Origin of the sequence: Paenibacillus sp. MZ03-122A (assembly GCF_024213325.1) — a bacterium.
Classification (GTDB): Bacteria; Bacillota; Bacilli; order Paenibacillales; family Paenibacillaceae; genus Paenibacillus; species Paenibacillus polymyxa_B.
In genome coordinates this window covers 118822-136623 of record NZ_JANAVI010000005.1, presented here as the reverse complement: position 1 = coordinate 136623, position 17802 = coordinate 118822, and the positions used below count along the sequence as shown (strand labels likewise).

Below are 17802 nucleotides of genomic sequence, written 5' to 3'. Positions count from 1 at the left end.
GTCGACCTGCATTACAATAAACCTATCGCCTTCGTGTTACACGAAGTCAAGCCGTCTTCAAAAAAATTTACTTTTCCAAGGAGGATTCCACATGTATACAGTCAAAGAAGCCGCCCAAATAACGGGACTCACCGAGCACGCTGTACGCTTTTACACGGATAAAGGCCTAGTACCAAGCGTACAGCGCAATCAAAACAACATTCGGATGTTCGACGAAGAATCGATCAACTGGTTACATGGCGTCAAATGTCTCAAGCAATCCGGGATGCCGATTGGAGTCATTAAAATGTACGTCGATTTCTGTCTCGAAGGGGATTCGACCATTCCGCAACGCTACACACTCATGATGGAGCATAAGAAAGCGGCGCTCGTTAAGCTCGAAGAAGCCAAACAGCACGTTGCCCATTTGGAACAAAAAACGGCCCTATATCAGGCCATTCTGGAGCACCGTTCTCCAGACACGACCAATCCTGGCAACTGGGATAAAATTCAGCATATGCATAGTGACGTTTTTTACTCGCCCTCTGTTCGGAAGGCTAAAGATCTACGTGAAACACAACTGCTCGAAGAAAATACTCTTTTTTAAACTCCTGGTTGGCTTAGGATGAACAAGATTACATCAGTCTAGATTGCACTAACACAGAGGCGTTAGTTCAATGAAAACAGCGACAGTCTAGGGCTTTATTTTCTTCGTCCTTTGCTGTCGCTGTTTCAATTTCTAGAGTCAGTCTAAAACTTATTTTATGGAACCTGGACGGTATGCAATTCGAAAAAGCAATGTGTTGCTTTTTTCTAAGTAGACTACAATGCGTCGTTAGGCAATAGGGGCCTCCGCAATTGTAATCATAGTTGCAATGAATTGATATGCAAGCATCTTTTGACAAGTTCCGTACATATAAATCGTGGAATAGCAGCATATTACAATTGACCGCTAACTAGAAGGGAACTGTATTGCTGTGGTTGATAAGTTAAAAAAATGGCTGTTTAAACAGCCTTCACGATCCAAAAATGGCAAGAGTCCTAAACCAGTTAATGACGAAAAATCGAATGAGTTATCCAAAGAGCTCAGTGGTACGCTTAAGGACAACGTGACCATGCTGAAGCACGAAATAGGACATAGCACGGATTTCATTCTTCGTTGCTTGAACGATAAACAGGGTAATCCGGTTCTCGCTGTAGCTTTTCTTCAGGGCCTGATTGATCAGCAAATTTTAACGACACTGCTGGAGGAGCTCACTGCAGGTATTCGAAATGGGGATCTCTCTGATCGTAATGTTGAAAGTTGGTTAATGGATCGTATTCCTATTGGAGGCATCACTTGCCTTGAAAATGAGCAAGCACTTATCCATGCCGTTCTTTATGGACAGGTGGCTCTCCTTGTCGAAGGCAGCACCAAGGCCTTTGCTGTTTCTATCAGCGGGGGGGCTAAAAGAGCGGTTGAGGAGCCAACATCGCAGACAGTAATTCGCGGCCCTAAAGAGGGGTTTACGGAGGATATATCCACCAATATCGCACTCCTTCGGAGAAGGATCAAATCAACTGAACTCCACTTTGATTCTCGAATTATCGGATCATATACGCAGACAAAGGTATCGGTGGCATATATTCGAGGCATTGCAGATCCGGAGGTGGTTAAGGAAATCTCCAGACGGTTAGACTCCATCAACACTGACAGTATTCTCGAAAGTGGATATATCGAGGAATTTATTCAAGATGGGGTATGGACACCATTTCCAACCATTCATAACACCGAGCGCCCGGATTCTGTAGCAGGTAGCTTGCTTGAAGGGCTGGTAGCGATATTGGTTGATGGGACCCCATTTGCGCTGATTGCTCCCGTAACCCTTTTTCGGTTTATCGCATCCAGTGAGGATTACTACCAGCGATATGATTTGGCATCTTTTCTTCGGATCGTTCGGATGGCATCCTTTTTCTTGGCATTGCTATTACCCTCATTCTTTATTGCAACAACTACGTTTCATCAGGAAATGCTGCCTACAACACTGCTTATCACTCTGGCTGCACAGAGAGAGAATACACCATTGCCCGCCCTGCTTGAAGCAATGCTAATGGAGCTGACCTTCGAGGTTATCCGCGAAGCAGGAGTACGAATGCCGCGTGCTGTAGGGCCTGCAATCTCTATTGTTGGGGCTTTGGTTCTTGGACAAGCTGCCGTTCAGGCGGGATTGGTTTCCGCAGCTATGGTGATTGTAGTATCATTCACGGCTATATGCAACTTTGTGCTACCTGCGATCAATATGGCGGGGGCTGTTCGTTTACTCAGGTTTGTACTCATGCTGTTAGCGGGTTTATTTGGGTTGTACGGCGTTTTGGCGGGCTTGGTCCCCATCCTCGTTCGATTAGTATCTATGAATTCGTTCGGCGTTCCTTATATGGTACCGATCGCACCTTTCTATAAGAGCAATATGAAAGACCTGTTTGTGCGTGTACCTTGGTGGAAGATGAAGAAACGACCGGTAATGATTGGGGATTCCAATCCAGTAAGGCAGGCAACGGAACAGGAATCATTTGCAGAACAGGCAGGGGAACATGGCCGAGATCCCATGGCGTAAGGAGGAACCGGTATGTCCCAATTAGGAAGGTTTTTTATGGTCCTGGTCGTGTTATTCAGTTTGACGGGTTGCTGGAATCGAGTCGAACTGAATGAGCTGTGGGTAACTGCGGCTACAGGAGTAGATATGATGGACGACGGACAGTGGATGATGTCCTATCAGATTATTGTTCCTTCCGCCATTGCAAGTGGAACCGGAGGAGGATCGGGAAGCTCTTCCCAACCCGCATCCCATGTATTCTCTATAAAGTCCAAAACCTATAACCAGGCATTATCGTACAGCAATTTGGAAACATCAAGACGAATCTACATAGCACATAATCGTGTTATATATATCGGTAAGAGAGCGGCTGAGAAGGGAATGGATCGTATAATCGATTTTTATCTTCGTAATACGGAAGCGAGAGAAATGGTATCTATAATTATAACGGATGGACTAGCATCCGATCTAATAAAGAAATTATTGCCTCCTGAAAAACTTCAAGGCGCCGCCATGGCTGAATTGATCGACAAAGAGAGCGATAGTTTATCGTTGTTTCCGAAAGTTAGGGTTTATGATTTCGTATTAAGCATGAACTCGGATTCCAAATCCATTGGGGTACCAGTCGCCGAATTAATCGGAGAGAGAGACCATGAGAACGAGAAGGAAACAGAGAGTCTGGATGTATTTAAAAAAACCTCGACCCCGCTCAAGCTGGCATTGACTAAATTGGGGGTGTTTCAAAACGGAAAGCTTAAAGGATTTCTCGACAAGGAAGAGAGTCTGGGAGTATCTTATCTGTCCCAAAAGGTTAACAACACCGAAATTTCGTTCCCATGTAGCGAACAACTCGGTAGGGAAATGCACTCTTCTCTAACAGTAAATTCTGCAGATGTAAAACTTATACCCAGAAAAACGAGTTTTCATTACACCATGCAGGTTAGAGTTAAAATTAACGGAACTTTAAATGAAAGCACATGCACTAAGGATATTTCCAAGACAAAAACCATACATGATATGGAAAGAGAGATTGGAAAAGAAGTGACCAGAACGATAAATGAGGGCTGGGATAAACTCCAGGAACTGGGCGTGGATGCAACTGGTTTTGCTGACCGGATTCACCGAAGGTTCCCAAGGGAGTGGGAGACGGTGAAAGAAGACTGGGAGCAGGAGTTCAAAAAGATAGAACTGGATATTCGAGTAGATGCACGAATTCAGCGTCCTGGACTCCTGCAGAAGCATATCGGAAGTCAAACCTAACCTATTTGTAAAAAGGGGCCTAAACAGTATGAATGAAACCGTCACCAGGGTATCCGGGTTAGCTATCGCTTTTTCCTTGTTTCAGGTTGGCAGTACAACATTATTCCTATTGGGAGCTAAAGCCAAGCAGGATGCATGGCTAGCCATGCTGATCGGTGCACTTGCGGGCTTCGTCCTGCTAATCATGTATTTATACATGCATAAACTTGATCCACATCGAGATTTGTACGAGCTCCTATGCCATTATTGGGGAAAATGGATAGGTAGTCTGGGGGGACTTTTGTTCATCGGTTACTTTGCTTATGAAGCTTCCAGGAATGTCAGGGACATGGGTGAGCTCGGCGCATTGACATTGCTGAACAGAACCCCTACCGAAGTTATTACGTTTATAGCGTTAATTGTCTGTGCCGATGTGGTGTGGTTTGGACCGAGAGTCTGGTTCCTTCTATGTCATATATTTTTGCTTCTGTTGGTGTTTGGTTACGGCATTTTACTATTACTTACTCTTTTTACTGGACTTATTCACTTAGAGTTTTTGTTTCCTGTATTGGAGAGCGGTTTAACTCCCGTGTTGAAGGCTGCCATTCCCGAGATCGTGTCTTTTCCTTTCGGTCAAACGGTTCTTTTTCTTGTGCTATTCAAGATCGTCACGGATAAACGTAAGTTAAAGCGATCGATCATCATTGTTTACTGGTTCACTGCTGTGTTCCTTATCGTTTTGAATGAACTATCAGTCCTTGTTCTAGGTCCAGATTGGGCAGCATCAAGCACCTATCCCTTGTTTGAGGTTACTCAACTAATTGAGCTACCGAAGATCGTTGAGAGAGCTGATGTCCTGTTTACGATGATTCTATTTATTGGACTCGGAATCAAAACGGCTGGTTTTATGTTTGGTGCCGTCATAGGGTTTCAAACGATAACCCCCTTTAGATATAAGCCTGCGTTACTGTTGCTAAGCATCATCATATACTCTCTTACGTTTCTATCTCCTAGGTTAACCGAATTTTTGTGGTTCGGTCTTCATGTAGCCTTGGTTCAAGTCTGGCCTATCTTTCAAATTGCTCTGCCTGTCCTCCTTTTCCTGACCATGCTAATTCGGAAGAAGAAGAGAAGGGCTTATAGTTAGCAGCTACTGTAGTCATGAGCATGTTGATTTTACGCACCGGTTGAAGTGGTCAGTAGAAGTAGAAATGTGCATGTCTATACCAGAAGTCAAGCATATCAGTGTATTGATACAAGCTTGGATAATAACCCATTTTTTCCTTTAGTTAATAAGCAGGTAATTAACCATTTACTATTGAGCTAGAGGGAAACGATAGCTCAATAGGCACAAGAAGATGGCAGCCGATAATATAGCTGTTTCTGTTCTAACATAAAAGTAAAAGACCTCCATATCATTGAAGTACACCCTTTAGGGAAGTCTCGTTGCAACTATACTTCTTCTACGGAAGGTCGTGTGGCGAAAATGTACCATCAACATTACCACTTTTTTCAACATTATTTAACCACACCTTTTCAATGAGATTGTAAAACTCTGTTTTGGTTTCAGGAACCGCATGGGCTTTGAAACGCACAAACAACCCCATACAATTTATAAAATATGTCTCATTATTTAGTATATGCGCTTTTACCATTAGCCGCATTTCGTGCCTGTGCGAATAATTCCTCTGCAATGTCAAATAGTTTGGGCGAATAGAGTAGATTGTCCATGATAGCTCCCACCACTCGACGGATCGCATCCAACTTGTCCAACTCCGCACAGCGAAACAAAAATGGCTCGATTCGTCTCATATTCAGTGCGGTGTCGATGATATAGTTCTCTATAAATAGATCATAAAAATAGCCTTCTGGTAAACCCATAGCCTCAGTAATGCGATCTATCTGGTTAACAGACATAGACTTATTCCCTGTCACAATAGCACTTACTATCCCCTATTCATGCCTGCTATATGCCCGAATTGCGTTAGACTCATGCCCTCTTGTTTTAAGTATCTGTCTAATTCTGCTCGTATCGTAGGTGTATGCTTCATGACATAGCCACCCTTCGCATAGAAATTCCATATTTTCTAAAAACAAAGAAGATTGTCCAGAATCACAAAAAAGCGCGACCTCCAAAAAGCTTGGAAGCCGCGCTGTGCTTGAGTTGATAGCTATGCTGGTGAAGGGAATTGAACCCCCGGCCTACGCATTACGAGTGCGTTGAAATAAAGTTTTGATGGGTTTTACAAAGCTCCTATAGCCTGTCCAACAATAAATAGGGTTCCGTCAGGTATTACAGATATCCGTATTTCGGTAGAAGATTTGGTAGAAGAAAATAATTGAGGCAACAAGTACAAGGCAGATGCCTTAATGGTCTCAAGTCCCTCCGTCTCATCTCCAGATCCTTCATAGCAGCATCCTACGGTCGCCTGCTGAAAACTGTAGACTGAACCGCGACGTTAAGCTAACGGGCAGGATAGTTCAAATACGTGGTATCATGTGGTGAGTAATTAATGGAGCCCTCTTTTACAATGTTGAGAATGGGGGAAATCGTGGTCGGCTTGGAATGGGAAGGTTTGTATAGAGAATTGTTGGGAGATGGAAACCAATTGCATATGGAAGGCGCAATGGATGTCTGTCATCGCTTATCAAAGACCCATCGAATGTTCGTAATCACGAATGGTATCACTCACACGCAAATCAAACGCTTGAAGCAGTCTGGGCTATATAAGTTTTTCGAGGATATCTTTGATTCGCAAAGCATTGGTTATCAAAAACCGAAGGAAGAATTTCTCAATTACGCCATAAGTCATATTTCAGAATTTAATAGAAAGGATGCGCTTGTCATTGGAGATTCATTAAATACGGATATCAAAGGTGGTCTTCAGTCGGGCATTGACACCTGTTGGGTCAACAGAACCGGACAAATAAGTCCGGCAGAAATTAAAAGCACATATACAATCTCAAACTTAATGGAGCTCACTTCCATCTGTTAGGCTGTAAAAACAAACGCTTGTGCCGCCTCAATTATCACTTTTTGGTGACTATATCACAAAAAAGTGGGTACTGTTTTTCTTGTAACTTTTCCCCCATACTATCGTTCATAGGAGGTTCATGAAGCAGACAGAGCATCCTATACCATATAAATCATTATAAAAGGAGTGTAATAGAATGGGGAAATTTGACGGGAAGGTAGCAGTTGTAACCGGAGGTACAAGCGGCATCGGTCTCGCGTCGGCACAACAGTTCGTAAAAGAAGGGGCTTACGTTTTTATCACGGGACGCAGACAACGTGAACTGGATGAAGCAGTAAAGCAGATCGGAAAGAATGTTACAGGTGTCCGAGGTGACATATCTAAATCGGAAGATCTAGATATTTTATTCGAAACAGTTAAGCGAGAAAAGGGACACTTGGACATTCTCTTTGCAAATGCCGGACTAGGGTCATTTCTTCCATTAGGAGAAATTACAGAAGCACAATACTACAAGACTTTCGATGTCAACGTGAAAGGAACCATCTTTACAGTACAAAAGGCATTAGCTTTGTTTCCAAATAAAAGAGGTTCGATTATTCTAACGGGATCCACTGCTGGCTCGACGGGGATGCCAGCGTTTAGTATCTATGGTGCATCCAAGGCAGCGATCAGACAGCTCGTCCGCAGCTGGATTCTTGATATGAGAGGGACCGAAATTCGTATAAACATCCTTAGTCCGGGAACAATCGTAACGCCAGCGTACGATGAGTTATTTGGCTCTGAACTAGATCATTTACTTGAACAGGCAAAAAATGATATTCCGCTCGGCAGAGTGGGGCAGGTTGAAGAGATCTCCAATGCTGTCATGTTCCTAGCCTCTAATGAAAGCAGCTATATGAACGGCGTTGAATTATTCGTAGATGGCGGAGTAGCTCAAGTTTAACCAGGACATAATAATTTTCAAACGACAAAGATTTTTAAATCAACTTAAATGCGATTGTATTATCCCCTCCATGTAACGTTCAATTTTTCCTTCAGTGATCCTTGAAGGATCAAGCGATACATGAAGGGGATATTCTTAGATCGGGAGATGGTGCATTGATATGAAAACATTTTTCTGTGAACTGGAAGTTACACTAGAGGTTATCGGAGGAAAGTGGAAGGGGCTTGTTCTGTACTATTTAATAAAAGGACCTAAACGGACGGGAGAGCTTAAGCGACTCGTTCATAATATATCGCAAAAGATGCTGATTCAAACTCTTCGGGAACTGGAAACAGACGGATTAATTCGCAGAAAGATGTACAATCAGGTACCGCCTAAGGTGGAATATTCAACGACGGAACTGGGTCAATCACTTGAACCCATTTTGAGATCGCTTTGTGATTGGGGGGGGAATTACGCAGAGCAATCCTTCGCTCCGGGCGAGATTGAGATTTTGTATCTGGATTAACTGTCGGGGGACAAGAGCATAGTCCCATTTGAAGTCGCTATTTTAGCGGCTTTTTTGTTTGAAGTATATAAGTTTTTGTCGTTTATCTGTGTATGTCTGCAAGAAATTATTTTCTTGACTGTTTAGTCTCGAAAAAATATAATGATGATCAAAGGAGGATGAAATTGGGAAGAAACAAAGAGTTTGATACGACAGAAGTACTGCATAAAGCTATGGAAGTATTTGGACATTACGGCTATGAAGGGACCACATTGCCTGAGCTGTTAAAAGGACTCGGTATTGCCCGGCAAAGTTTATACGACACTTATGGTACAAAAAGAGACTTGTTTATTCTTGCTCTTAAGCATTATGTTAATGAGAAGAGTAATGCAGCCATGAAGTACTTAGAGACCTCTGAATCTGCAAAGCAGGGGATAGCTTATGTATTTCATGAAGCAGCAAAGGTATTAATGGACAAGGATCGTCAAAAGGAATGCTTTATTATTTTTTCTGCTATTGATCAGATGCCTCATGACATGGAGATCCGAGCTTTTTTATTAAAAGATTTGAACACGCTAGAAGAAGCCTTTTATACAGCTCTGGTTCGGGGCCAGGAGAATGGAGAAATTCAGAGTGACCGAGACCCGCGAGCCTTGGCGCGTTACTTGAATTTTGCAAGATACTCTTTGACCCAATTGGCCAAGATGACGAGTGACTCCAATGTTATGGATGATTACGTCACGGTAAGTTTATCTACCTTGGATTAATAATGGAGCTGTATCATGGCTTCATTATTATTTTTCGAAATTACAGACTGAATAGTCCGATATTATTTTTTTAATTATTCCGGACTAAACAGTCTACAAACAGGAGAGATGAATATGACAAGTGGATATTTTCTTGAGGCCCAGGCAATCGAAATTCTAAAGGGATTTCAGAGTAGCTTAGTAAAGCAGGATTTTGATCAATGGTTCGCGCTATTTAGTGAAGATGCCGTTGTTGAATTTCCTTATGCTCCAGCGGGTTATACTCAAAGGCTGGTTGGTATTAAAGAGATTCGTAAATATGTTTATGAGCTGTTCAAACAAGTGAGAATCCTCTCTTTCTCTTCTCCACATCTGTTAGTGACTAATGATAAAATGGTTGCCGAATATACATGCGATGCAGTAATGACAGGAACAGATAAACCGTATCGGCAGCAGTATATTTCCATATTCCATATAAAAGATGGAAAGATAACGCTTTTTAAGGATTATTGGAATCCAATCGTCTTACTTGAAGCCGTACAAGCTTAGGTTTATAAACTGATATCTAAAAGGAGATAAAATAAAATGATGAATCAACGAAATATACTTATTACAGGCGGAACAGGAAAGACAGGAAAAAGAATTGTAGAAAGGCTGAATCAGCAGGGATATTCCTATAAAATTACCATGAGGAATGCCGAAGCCATTACAGCCCCTGAGAAACAAGTCCATTTCAACTGGTACGACAGTTCGACGTTTCTCCCTGCTTTGCATCATATTGAACGAGTGTATTTGGTTGCGCCAGTGGGGGATCCAGAACCCATTAAAGTAATGAAACCATTTATTAAAATGGCGTTGGAACAGGGCGTACGTCGGTTTGTATTTCTCAGCAGCGCATCCTTTCCTGAGGAAGGTCCGGTATTTGGTCCTGTTCATCAATTATTGAAGAAATTAGCGCCGGAATGGACCGTGCTCAGGCCTTCCTATTTCATGCAAAATTTCACCGAAGGTCAGCATGCAGCGACCATCTCACAACAGGATTTGATTATTAGCGCAACAGGACAAGGCAAAGTTGGTTTTGTCGCAGCTGAAGACATCGCAGAAGTCGCTTTTAGAGCACTTATTGATGAGGATGCACATAATACCGAGCATATCATTACGGGACCGAATTCTCTTTCATATGATGACGTTAGTCGAATTATTAGTGAAGTAACGGGAAGAAAGGTTATACACCAATCCATATCTGATGATGAATTGACCCGCAGTTGGTTAGCAGCAGGGATAAGTAAGGATTATGCTGAAATCATGTCCAGACTCGACCGTAAAATTCGCGAGGAAGGAGCGGAAGATCTAAGTACGGATACTGTAATGAGGGTAACTGGAAAAGCACCTGTCTCTTTCCAACAATTTGCACAGAGACACGCAAACATCTGGATGAAGGAATTGACCAATACTATGACATTTTAGCCAAACTCAAACAGCGTGGATTAATTCGTAATTGGCGCACGCTGGCACCGGGATCTGCAAGGTACTGACACGGTATTTGTTCTTTGCACGATACGGATTGATGCAAGCGGCCAAAATGAGAGACAATCCGCAGGTGTTATTCAAATATTTACACTGCTGAATTCAAAGGCCTAATGAAGTTTAGATTTCAACCATTTTTTCATGGACCTGACTTCTTCAAAAATCCTTTGAGATGGTACATCGGAGATTAGTGATATCGCAGAAATAGATAGAAAGTTAATTGAATTCGTATTGATAAATGATTAAGCTAACGGGATACGTTAGTTCAATGAAACAGATGAAGCAGCGACAGTCTAGGGCATATTTTCTCGTCCTAGCCTACCGTTGTTTCTTTTATTGTAGTTATCAAAACTTTATTTTCTGCGAACATTTAAAAAGTGGATTCAGAGCACCTTGAATGCACATCTGTAAACAATTTTCATCTAAAAGGCTATGCGGACCTTAAGGTTAGCAGAGCTTTTTGTCCACTCTAAATTCAAATTGATTCCGTATGTAATACGCTCCGGCAATCTTGACTGAATCAGGCGAAAACTTTTCTATAGTGCCACCATAATCTACAACCGACACCATATCCTCTCTCAACGACTGAACAACGTACACTCTTGCTTGACTCAATGCAGCTGCAAATAGTTGTTCTATGTCTGACTTTAACACCCTATATGTATGATTCATGCTATCACCTCGATAATTCTTTCGCTGAACGGTGTAGTAATTCCTTCAATAAAAAAATCCCCGTCAACCAGTTAAGGTTAGCGGGGATTGTTTTGTTTATCTAAGCTTAGGAACCTCCAACGGTAGCATTAAGCTGAATAGGGTGCTGGTCATAAGCATGATTAGGCCCACTCACAATAAATAAAAAACTAGCTGCGACGATCAGAAGAACCATTTTTCTCAACATTGTTTAACCACACCTTTTCAATAAGATTTAAAAACTCTTCTTTGAACTCAGGAACTGCATGTGTTCTAAACTTCACGAATAGCCCCATGCAGTTTATAAAATAAGTTTCGTTATTTATTATATGTGACTGTACCGTTGCATACATCAAATGTTTAAAGCCATCACCGTATGATCCTCTATATAAATAATAATAAGCTAACTCGTATCCAAATCGTGCATATTGTTCTGGTATAACTTGCCTAGTATACATATCCATTGATGGCTGCACCTGTTGAGTAAACGAATTAATTATAGTTTCAAAACGTCTAAGTATATCGTCTATATCTAGTTGATACTGGTTAGCTGCAAGCAGTACGTTCAATATCTTAGTTACCATTTCTTTATCTACTTTTGATTTGGCAATGTATTCAACATAATCTGGAAGCACACTTGTATCACCGGACAAAAGTTTATAAATGTAACTATTACATTTCGCCCAATCCTTATAAAGATTTAGCCAATATAAAGTATCTTCGTCTGTCTCCAATACCCAATCTAAATCAGTGTAGGCATATGTATATTCTAGAGCTTGTTGATAATCGCCTTGGGCTTCGCAGACACTTGCACATAGTAAATCGGCATATGTGATGTACACAAACATGGGCCGACTTAACTTCTTAGCAGGTTCGTCACACTCTCGTTTCTTCTGTTGATGTTTAATTGTATATTGGATTTCCGCTTTTTCTCTCATTTTTCTTGCCATTTCATCGACCTTGTTCCACTTACACAATGAACGATACAAATTCGCTAAGTCCTTCAATGCGTCAAGTTGGTCTATTTCATTCAATCGCTCAACAAAAGCTTCAAGTATCGCAGCAGCGTGGAGATTTTGGGTTTGGTCGTCTCCAATCTGAATCGTAAATATACGATATTGACAGACTGCCAAACGCTCAGAATGTTGATATTTCTCCGCTTCAGCTACCCCCTCATAGAGCAACAATGCAGCCGCATTTTTTTCCTGCGACAATAATTCTTCTGCAATTTCAAATAGCTTGGGTGAATACAGTAGATTATCCATGATGGCTCCCACTACTCGACGGATCGCATCCAACTTGTCCAACTCCGCACAGCGAAACAAAAATGGCTCGATTCGCCTCATATTCGGAGGATGGTCGATGATGTAGTTTTCTATGAACAAGTCATAAAAGTGACCTTCCGGTAAACCCATAGCCTCAGTAATTCGATCCAGTTGGTTAACAGACAAAGGCTTGTTTCCTGTCACGATAGCACTTACTGCTCCCCTATTCATATCCGCAATATGACCAAATTGTGTTAAACTCAATCCTTCTTGTTGGAGGTATCTGTCTAATTCTGCTCGAATCGTAGGTGTATGCTTCATGCCATAGCCACCCTTCGCATAGAAATTCCAGTATTTTATAATCATTTACTATTTTTGTCCAGTAATTAACGGTTGTCAATATCTTTTTTTGCGAATCATGTGGAAAAGCCACGTTTGTCATAAGGGCACCCCTGTAAACAAAAAAACACCCCACCGACATTAAGCCAGCAGGGTGTTTCGTATTTCCAAACGCTTGTGATTATTCCTCATTATCTGTAGTTGGACTGTCAGCCGACTTACCATCCACATAAGCCTCAGCCAGAATGTAAGCAATCACTGCACCGAATGCACGACATTACTATCGTATTTTGGACACAATCGTAAAAGAGCACCCTGACTTTCCGCGGAATCGTTTCTATGATCTAAGACACGCTCATAACAGGGAACTCATGAACACTGAAAAAACCACTTTACTATACTAAAGGTTAGAAGATTGTTAGAAGATTGCCCAGAATCACAAAAAAGCGCGACCTCCAAAAAGCTTGGAAGCCGCGCTGTGCTTGAGTTTCATAGAATGCTGGTGAAGGGAATTGAACCCCCGGCCTACGCATTACGAGTGCGTTGCTCTACCCCTGAGCTACACCAGCAGGTCAGTGTAACTGACAACAAAAACTATTATACTCTTAGTGACATAAAAATCAATCACTTACATCACTTTTTCAACTAGGATTTGGATTTAGTTCGGTAACATTTCCTGTCGCGGTGCCAGATAGTTTCTCTGCGACGGAACGGAGCTTTTGGTGACTGGAGGAAGGCTTGTCACGGCGATCATCAATTTTGACCGAGGTGGAAACACGCTTAGCTCCAGACAGGAATGGCGCTTCGTGCAGCGCAGCAATGGCGGTGAACACATCGTCCAACGAACCTTCAATAATCGTACTCATGGAGGTAAGCTCATAGGTAATTCCTTTTTGCGTCTTCAACACTTTTTGCATCTGGGCAACGTAGTCGCTCAGGCTTGTACTCCCCGTCCCAATCGGGATCACTGTCACTTCTGCAATAGCCATCGCCAAGTTCCTCCTTTAATTTAAAATCGTCGCTTCTTTAAAAATCTAAAATTTCAGTCCGATAGAGCGAGCAACCTGATTTCACAAAAATAGTTCATATGTATGCTGCTTGTTTCTGTAGGAAACACTCTATCATTCATTGTACCGTTCAAACTGCCTCAATTCAAATACAGCCCGCGACTTCTCTGCATATTTTGATTTTCCATTCCTTTTCCTTTACGTATGGCTTCGAATGTTGCTATAATACTCCTTGCACTTATTTGAAATTTTAAGTTTATATACACAATATGTTGGGTTAAATATTCATAACACGTCTAAATATAGTGATGTAGCCGATAAATCGTACGGGAACCATCTTTTCCCCCTTCATTGGCAGGTGCATCGCTATTTCTATGTTATTGGATTACATACAGCCCCCAAATGCTGTCTGACCATCGCTTTTTTCGCCATTATCTTCTCATCATGATCATTTTCATGCCTATTCCCAAGTATGATTCCAAATCAGGAAAGCGAGGAATTAATCCTATGCCACAACTCGTAACCAAACCAAACAATCGCCAGTTGGCTTTTGATGAAATACGCATTTCCGTATATGCCGACCGTGTACTCAGCGGGCTGGACAAGCTGGATAAAGATCGGCTCATCCGCGGTGTAACTAGCAAGCTGCGCCGGGACGAAGTCACGGGGGATGACATCAGCAACGCGTTTGCGATGGCTGCCCTTGAATTGGTTAGTAAGGAAGAACCAGACTGGAAATTTGCCGCTGCACGTGCTTTGCTCACTTCCTTATATAAAAAGGCGGCTACTCACCGCCGTTACAAATCCTATGCAGACGAGCCTTACGGCGCTTTTTATCCACTGATCACTGATTTGGTCCAAAAAGGAATTTACCGTCAAGAACTGCTCGACTACTATACTAAGGAGCAGATTGATGAGTTGGGCGATTCCATATTGCCGAAAAATGATCTGTTGTTCGATTATATCGGGCTGTTAACGCTGTCTGAGCGCTATTTGGCCAATGATTTTGACGGACGCGTAATGGAACTGCCGCAGGAACGCTACATGATCATCGCGATGTACCTGATGCACCAAGAGCCTGCCGACAAGCGGATGGAGCTGGTGAAGGAAGCATACTGGGCGATGAGCAACATGTACATGACAGCAGCTACACCAACCATGTCCAATGCCGGAAAAAAGGTGGCCGGACAGCTCTCCAGCTGCTTTATCGACACCGTAGACGACTCGTTGGAAGGCATTTTCGACTCCAATACGGATGTAGCCCGTCTTAGCAAAATGGGCGGCGGCATCGGCGTATACCTCGGTAAAGTACGGGCGCGTGGCTCCGATATCCGTGGACATAAAAATACAAGTTCCGGCGTCATTCCGTGGATTCGCCAGTTGAACAATACAGCTGTTAGCGTAGACCAATTGGGTACTCGCAAAGGTGCAATTGCCGTATATCTGGACGTATTCCATAAGGACATCCTCGCGTTCCTTGACCTGAAGCTGAACAACGGTGACGAGCGGATGCGTGCACATGACGTGTTCCATGGCGTATGTCTGCCCGATCTGTTCATGGAGCGGGTCGAAGCACGGGGTGAATGGAATCTGTTCTGTCCGCATGAAGTGAAGAAAGTGATGGGCTGGAAAGATGACAACGGTCGTCCACTGGGCCTGGAAGATTTTTATGATGAAACCTTCGGTTCAGGTACCTTCCGCGAGAAGTATGAGGAGGCGTCGCAGCATCCCATTCTCTCTCGTATTACAGTGCCTGCCATCGACATCATGAAGCGCCTGATGAAGTCACAACTGGAAACAGGTACACCGTACATGTTCTACCGTGATACGGTAAACCGGGCGAACCCGAACCGCGCCCATGGTATGGTATATTCCTCCAACCTGTGTACGGAAATTATGCAAAACCAATCTGCAACTGTAGTAGAAAAAGAAGAATTGGTCACCAAGGACGGACAAACACGCATCGTTATTTCCAAAATTCCTGGCGACTTTGTGGTGTGCAACCTGAATTCCATCCATCTGGCTCGTGCGGTTCCGGCAGGTGTGCTGGATCGCCTCGTACCGATTCAGGTACGTATGCTGGATAATGTTATTGATATCAACAATATTGAAGTACTGCAAGCACAATATACGAACAGCCAATATCGCGCTGTCGGTCTGGGTACATTTGGACTGCATCATCTACTCGCACTGGAAGGTATCCGTTGGGAATCCGATGAAGCGGTAACCTATAACGATCATTTGTATGAAAAAATTAACTACCTGGCAGTCAAATCCAGCATGGAGCTAGCGAAAGAAAAAGGCCGTTATGCCAAATTCGAGGGTTCTGACTGGTCTACTGGGCACTATTTCACTTCCCGTGGCTATACGGATGGTACACGTGAAGGCAAATTTGTCACTACGTCCGAGTGGAGCGAGCTTGCAGAAGAAGTCAAACAAAATGGTGTCCGCAACGCATGGCTGTTCGCCATCGCGCCTAACGGTTCCACGTCTATTATTGCAGGCTCTACCGCCAGCATTGATCCATTGTATGAGCTGCTTTCCTATGAAGAGAAAACAACTTACAAGATTGCTAACCCTGCACCGGATTTGAACGAAAAAACCATCTGGTACTACAAGACGGCTTTCTTGCTGGATCAACACGCTTCGATCAACATGGCTTCTGCACGTCAGCGTCATATTGACCAAGGCCAAAGCTTTAACCTATATGTACGTCCCGATATTAAAGCAACTGAATTTTTAGAGCTGCACATCCATGCCTGGAAATCAGGTATGAAATCGACCTATTATGTACGCAGCCGCGCACTGACGATTGAAGAATGTGATAGCTGCGCATCCTAAACTAAAGGAGAGAAGCTCTCATGCAGTTACAGAAGATTTTTAACACGGAAGCGCCAAATCGCTCTACCCGCATTATTGAAGGCGAAAGCTCCGGTATTTTGAATTGGAACGATATTCGGATGCCGCATATGTACAAATTGTATAAAGTGCTGCTGCTGAACCACTGGATTCCAGATGAAATCCCGATGTCCAAAGACGCGTCCCAGTTCCCTGTGCTGGATGCCGAAGAACAGCGCACCTTCAAAATTAACATCGGCCTGCTGGCTGTACTGGATTCGATGCAAACGATGTTTGTCGGGGATGTAAAACGCTATTTTACCGACTCTTCATTGGAAGCTATTTCAGCGATTATCGGGCAGCAGGAAGTGGTGCATAACCAGTCCTACTCCTACGTTCTGTCTTCTTTGGTGTCAGATCAGGAACAGAAGGAAATTTTTGAATACTGGAAAAACGATCCCGTCCTGCTGGAGCGTAACACATTCATCTCGGACATTTATCAGGAGTTCCGCGATGAGCAGAACCCACAGACCTTTTTCCAAGCGATGGTAGCCGATTTGATTTTGGAGGGCATTTTCTTTTACAGTACGTTTGCGTTCTTCTACAATTTGGCCCGTGATCAGAAAATGATGGCAACCAGCCAAATGATCTCGTATATTCAGCGTGATGAAAATCAGCATTGCTACTTCTTTGCCGAAGTGTTCAAGCAGCTATTGTCCGATTTCCCTGAGCTGAATACCAAGGAAAATACGGACTATGTCTATCGTATGATTAACCGCGCTGTGGAGCTCGAAACGAATTGGGCGCATTATACGCTCAAAGAGGTTCGCGGCATCGACTTGAACGAGCTGAGCGATTACATCAAATACATGGCAAATATGCGCCTGAGATTGCTTGGTATGGACAAAGCGTACGAAGGCGTAGATGTAAACTGTATGCCTTGGATCAAACCTTTCTCAGATGAAGCGCTGAATGCGACAAAAACGGACTTCTTTGAAGCAAAATCACGCAATTATGGCAAGGTCGGAGATGACAACGGATTTGACGATTTGTAAGTCATAAGATACAGCCTTAGCTCGGTATTTACCGGGCTAAGGCTTTTTTCATGAGAATTTACGCAAATACGCAAAAAAATCATGAAACATCTAAATAACTATTCATATTTTCCTATTTGTACACGATATATATGAAGGT

General features: G+C 42.9%; 15 protein-coding genes, 2 tRNA genes and 1 pseudogene. 12 read left to right on the top strand and 6 right to left on the bottom strand.

Features of this window, described 5'->3' with window-relative positions; translation table 11 throughout:
- Positions 1 to 91: 91 nt before the first annotated feature.
- From NLX74_RS12780 to NLX74_RS12765, 4 genes are all read left to right on the top strand, one after another.
- Positions 92 to 586: a MerR family transcriptional regulator gene (locus NLX74_RS12780; protein ID WP_254328946.1), complete on the top strand. Its 495-nt coding sequence runs from the start codon at positions 92 to 94 to the stop codon at positions 584 to 586.
- Positions 587 to 956: 370 nt separating this feature from the next.
- A complete protein-coding gene (locus tag NLX74_RS12775; protein WP_254328945.1) occupies positions 957 to 2573 on the top strand; it encodes a spore germination protein in 1617 nt (538 codons plus the stop codon).
- Between the two features lie 12 nt (positions 2574 to 2585).
- Positions 2586 to 3812, top strand: coding sequence for a Ger(x)C family spore germination protein (locus NLX74_RS12770; RefSeq protein WP_254328944.1), 1227 nt, complete (start codon positions 2586 to 2588; stop codon positions 3810 to 3812).
- Between the two features lie 28 nt (positions 3813 to 3840).
- Complete coding sequence (locus NLX74_RS12765) at positions 3841 to 4938, top strand: GerAB/ArcD/ProY family transporter (RefSeq protein WP_254328943.1); 1098 nt, start codon at positions 3841 to 3843, stop codon at positions 4936 to 4938.
- Between the two features lie 509 nt (positions 4939 to 5447).
- On the opposite strand, the pseudogene NLX74_RS12760 reads toward NLX74_RS12765, so the two are convergent.
- Both NLX74_RS12760 and NLX74_RS12755 read right to left on the bottom strand, forming a co-directional pair.
- Positions 5448 to 5842, bottom strand: a pseudogene (locus tag NLX74_RS12760) (transcriptional regulator); the annotation flags it as partial.
- A gap of 123 nt (positions 5843 to 5965) precedes the next feature.
- Positions 5966 to 6052: transfer RNA gene (locus tag NLX74_RS12755), tRNA-Thr, on the bottom strand.
- 270 nt (positions 6053 to 6322) lie between these two features.
- Between NLX74_RS12755 and NLX74_RS12750 the strand changes: the two genes are divergently transcribed.
- From NLX74_RS12750 to NLX74_RS12725, 6 genes are all read left to right on the top strand, one after another.
- Entirely contained in the window at positions 6323 to 6787 is a 465-nt protein-coding gene (locus tag NLX74_RS12750) for an HAD-IA family hydrolase (protein WP_254328942.1), read from the top strand.
- 175 nt (positions 6788 to 6962) lie between these two features.
- Positions 6963 to 7709: an SDR family NAD(P)-dependent oxidoreductase gene (locus tag NLX74_RS12745; RefSeq protein WP_013369142.1), complete on the top strand. Its 747-nt coding sequence runs from the start codon at positions 6963 to 6965 to the stop codon at positions 7707 to 7709.
- Between the two features lie 160 nt (positions 7710 to 7869).
- Positions 7870 to 8217, top strand: coding sequence for a winged helix-turn-helix transcriptional regulator (locus NLX74_RS12740; RefSeq protein ID WP_019685981.1), 348 nt, complete (start codon positions 7870 to 7872; stop codon positions 8215 to 8217).
- A 164-nt stretch (positions 8218 to 8381) separates the two neighbouring features.
- Entirely contained in the window at positions 8382 to 8963 is a 582-nt protein-coding gene (locus NLX74_RS12735) for a TetR/AcrR family transcriptional regulator (protein ID WP_235307077.1), read from the top strand.
- A 114-nt stretch (positions 8964 to 9077) separates the two neighbouring features.
- A complete protein-coding gene (locus NLX74_RS12730; RefSeq protein ID WP_235307076.1) occupies positions 9078 to 9491 on the top strand; it encodes a nuclear transport factor 2 family protein in 414 nt (137 codons plus the stop codon).
- Between the two features lie 36 nt (positions 9492 to 9527).
- Positions 9528 to 10409 (top strand): ergot alkaloid biosynthesis protein, encoded by an 882-nt coding sequence (locus tag NLX74_RS12725; protein WP_336077889.1) that lies wholly within the window; start codon positions 9528 to 9530, stop codon positions 10407 to 10409.
- Positions 10410 to 10916: 507 nt separating this feature from the next.
- On the opposite strand, the gene NLX74_RS12720 is transcribed toward NLX74_RS12725, so the two are convergent.
- The 4 genes from NLX74_RS12720 to NLX74_RS12705 form a co-directional block, all read right to left on the bottom strand.
- Positions 10917 to 11141 (bottom strand): hypothetical protein, encoded by a 225-nt coding sequence (locus NLX74_RS12720; RefSeq protein WP_254328941.1) that lies wholly within the window; start codon positions 11139 to 11141, stop codon positions 10917 to 10919.
- A 188-nt stretch (positions 11142 to 11329) separates the two neighbouring features.
- Entirely contained in the window at positions 11330 to 12745 is a 1416-nt protein-coding gene (locus NLX74_RS12715) for a transcriptional regulator (RefSeq protein ID WP_254328940.1), read from the bottom strand.
- A gap of 515 nt (positions 12746 to 13260) precedes the next feature.
- Positions 13261 to 13332, bottom strand: a tRNA-Thr gene (locus NLX74_RS12710).
- 72 nt (positions 13333 to 13404) lie between these two features.
- Positions 13405 to 13752: an MTH1187 family thiamine-binding protein gene (locus tag NLX74_RS12705; protein ID WP_013308518.1), complete on the bottom strand. Its 348-nt coding sequence runs from the start codon at positions 13750 to 13752 to the stop codon at positions 13405 to 13407.
- A 525-nt stretch (positions 13753 to 14277) separates the two neighbouring features.
- On the opposite strand from NLX74_RS12705, the gene NLX74_RS12700 reads away from it, so the two are divergent.
- Together NLX74_RS12700 and NLX74_RS12695 are read left to right on the top strand one after the other, a co-directional pair.
- Positions 14278 to 16611 (top strand): ribonucleoside-diphosphate reductase subunit alpha, encoded by a 2334-nt coding sequence (locus NLX74_RS12700; RefSeq protein ID WP_025723696.1) that lies wholly within the window; start codon positions 14278 to 14280, stop codon positions 16609 to 16611.
- A gap of 20 nt (positions 16612 to 16631) precedes the next feature.
- Positions 16632 to 17663 (top strand): ribonucleotide-diphosphate reductase subunit beta, encoded by a 1032-nt coding sequence (locus NLX74_RS12695; protein WP_023986750.1) that lies wholly within the window; start codon positions 16632 to 16634, stop codon positions 17661 to 17663.
- Positions 17664 to 17802: the final 139 nt, after the last annotated feature.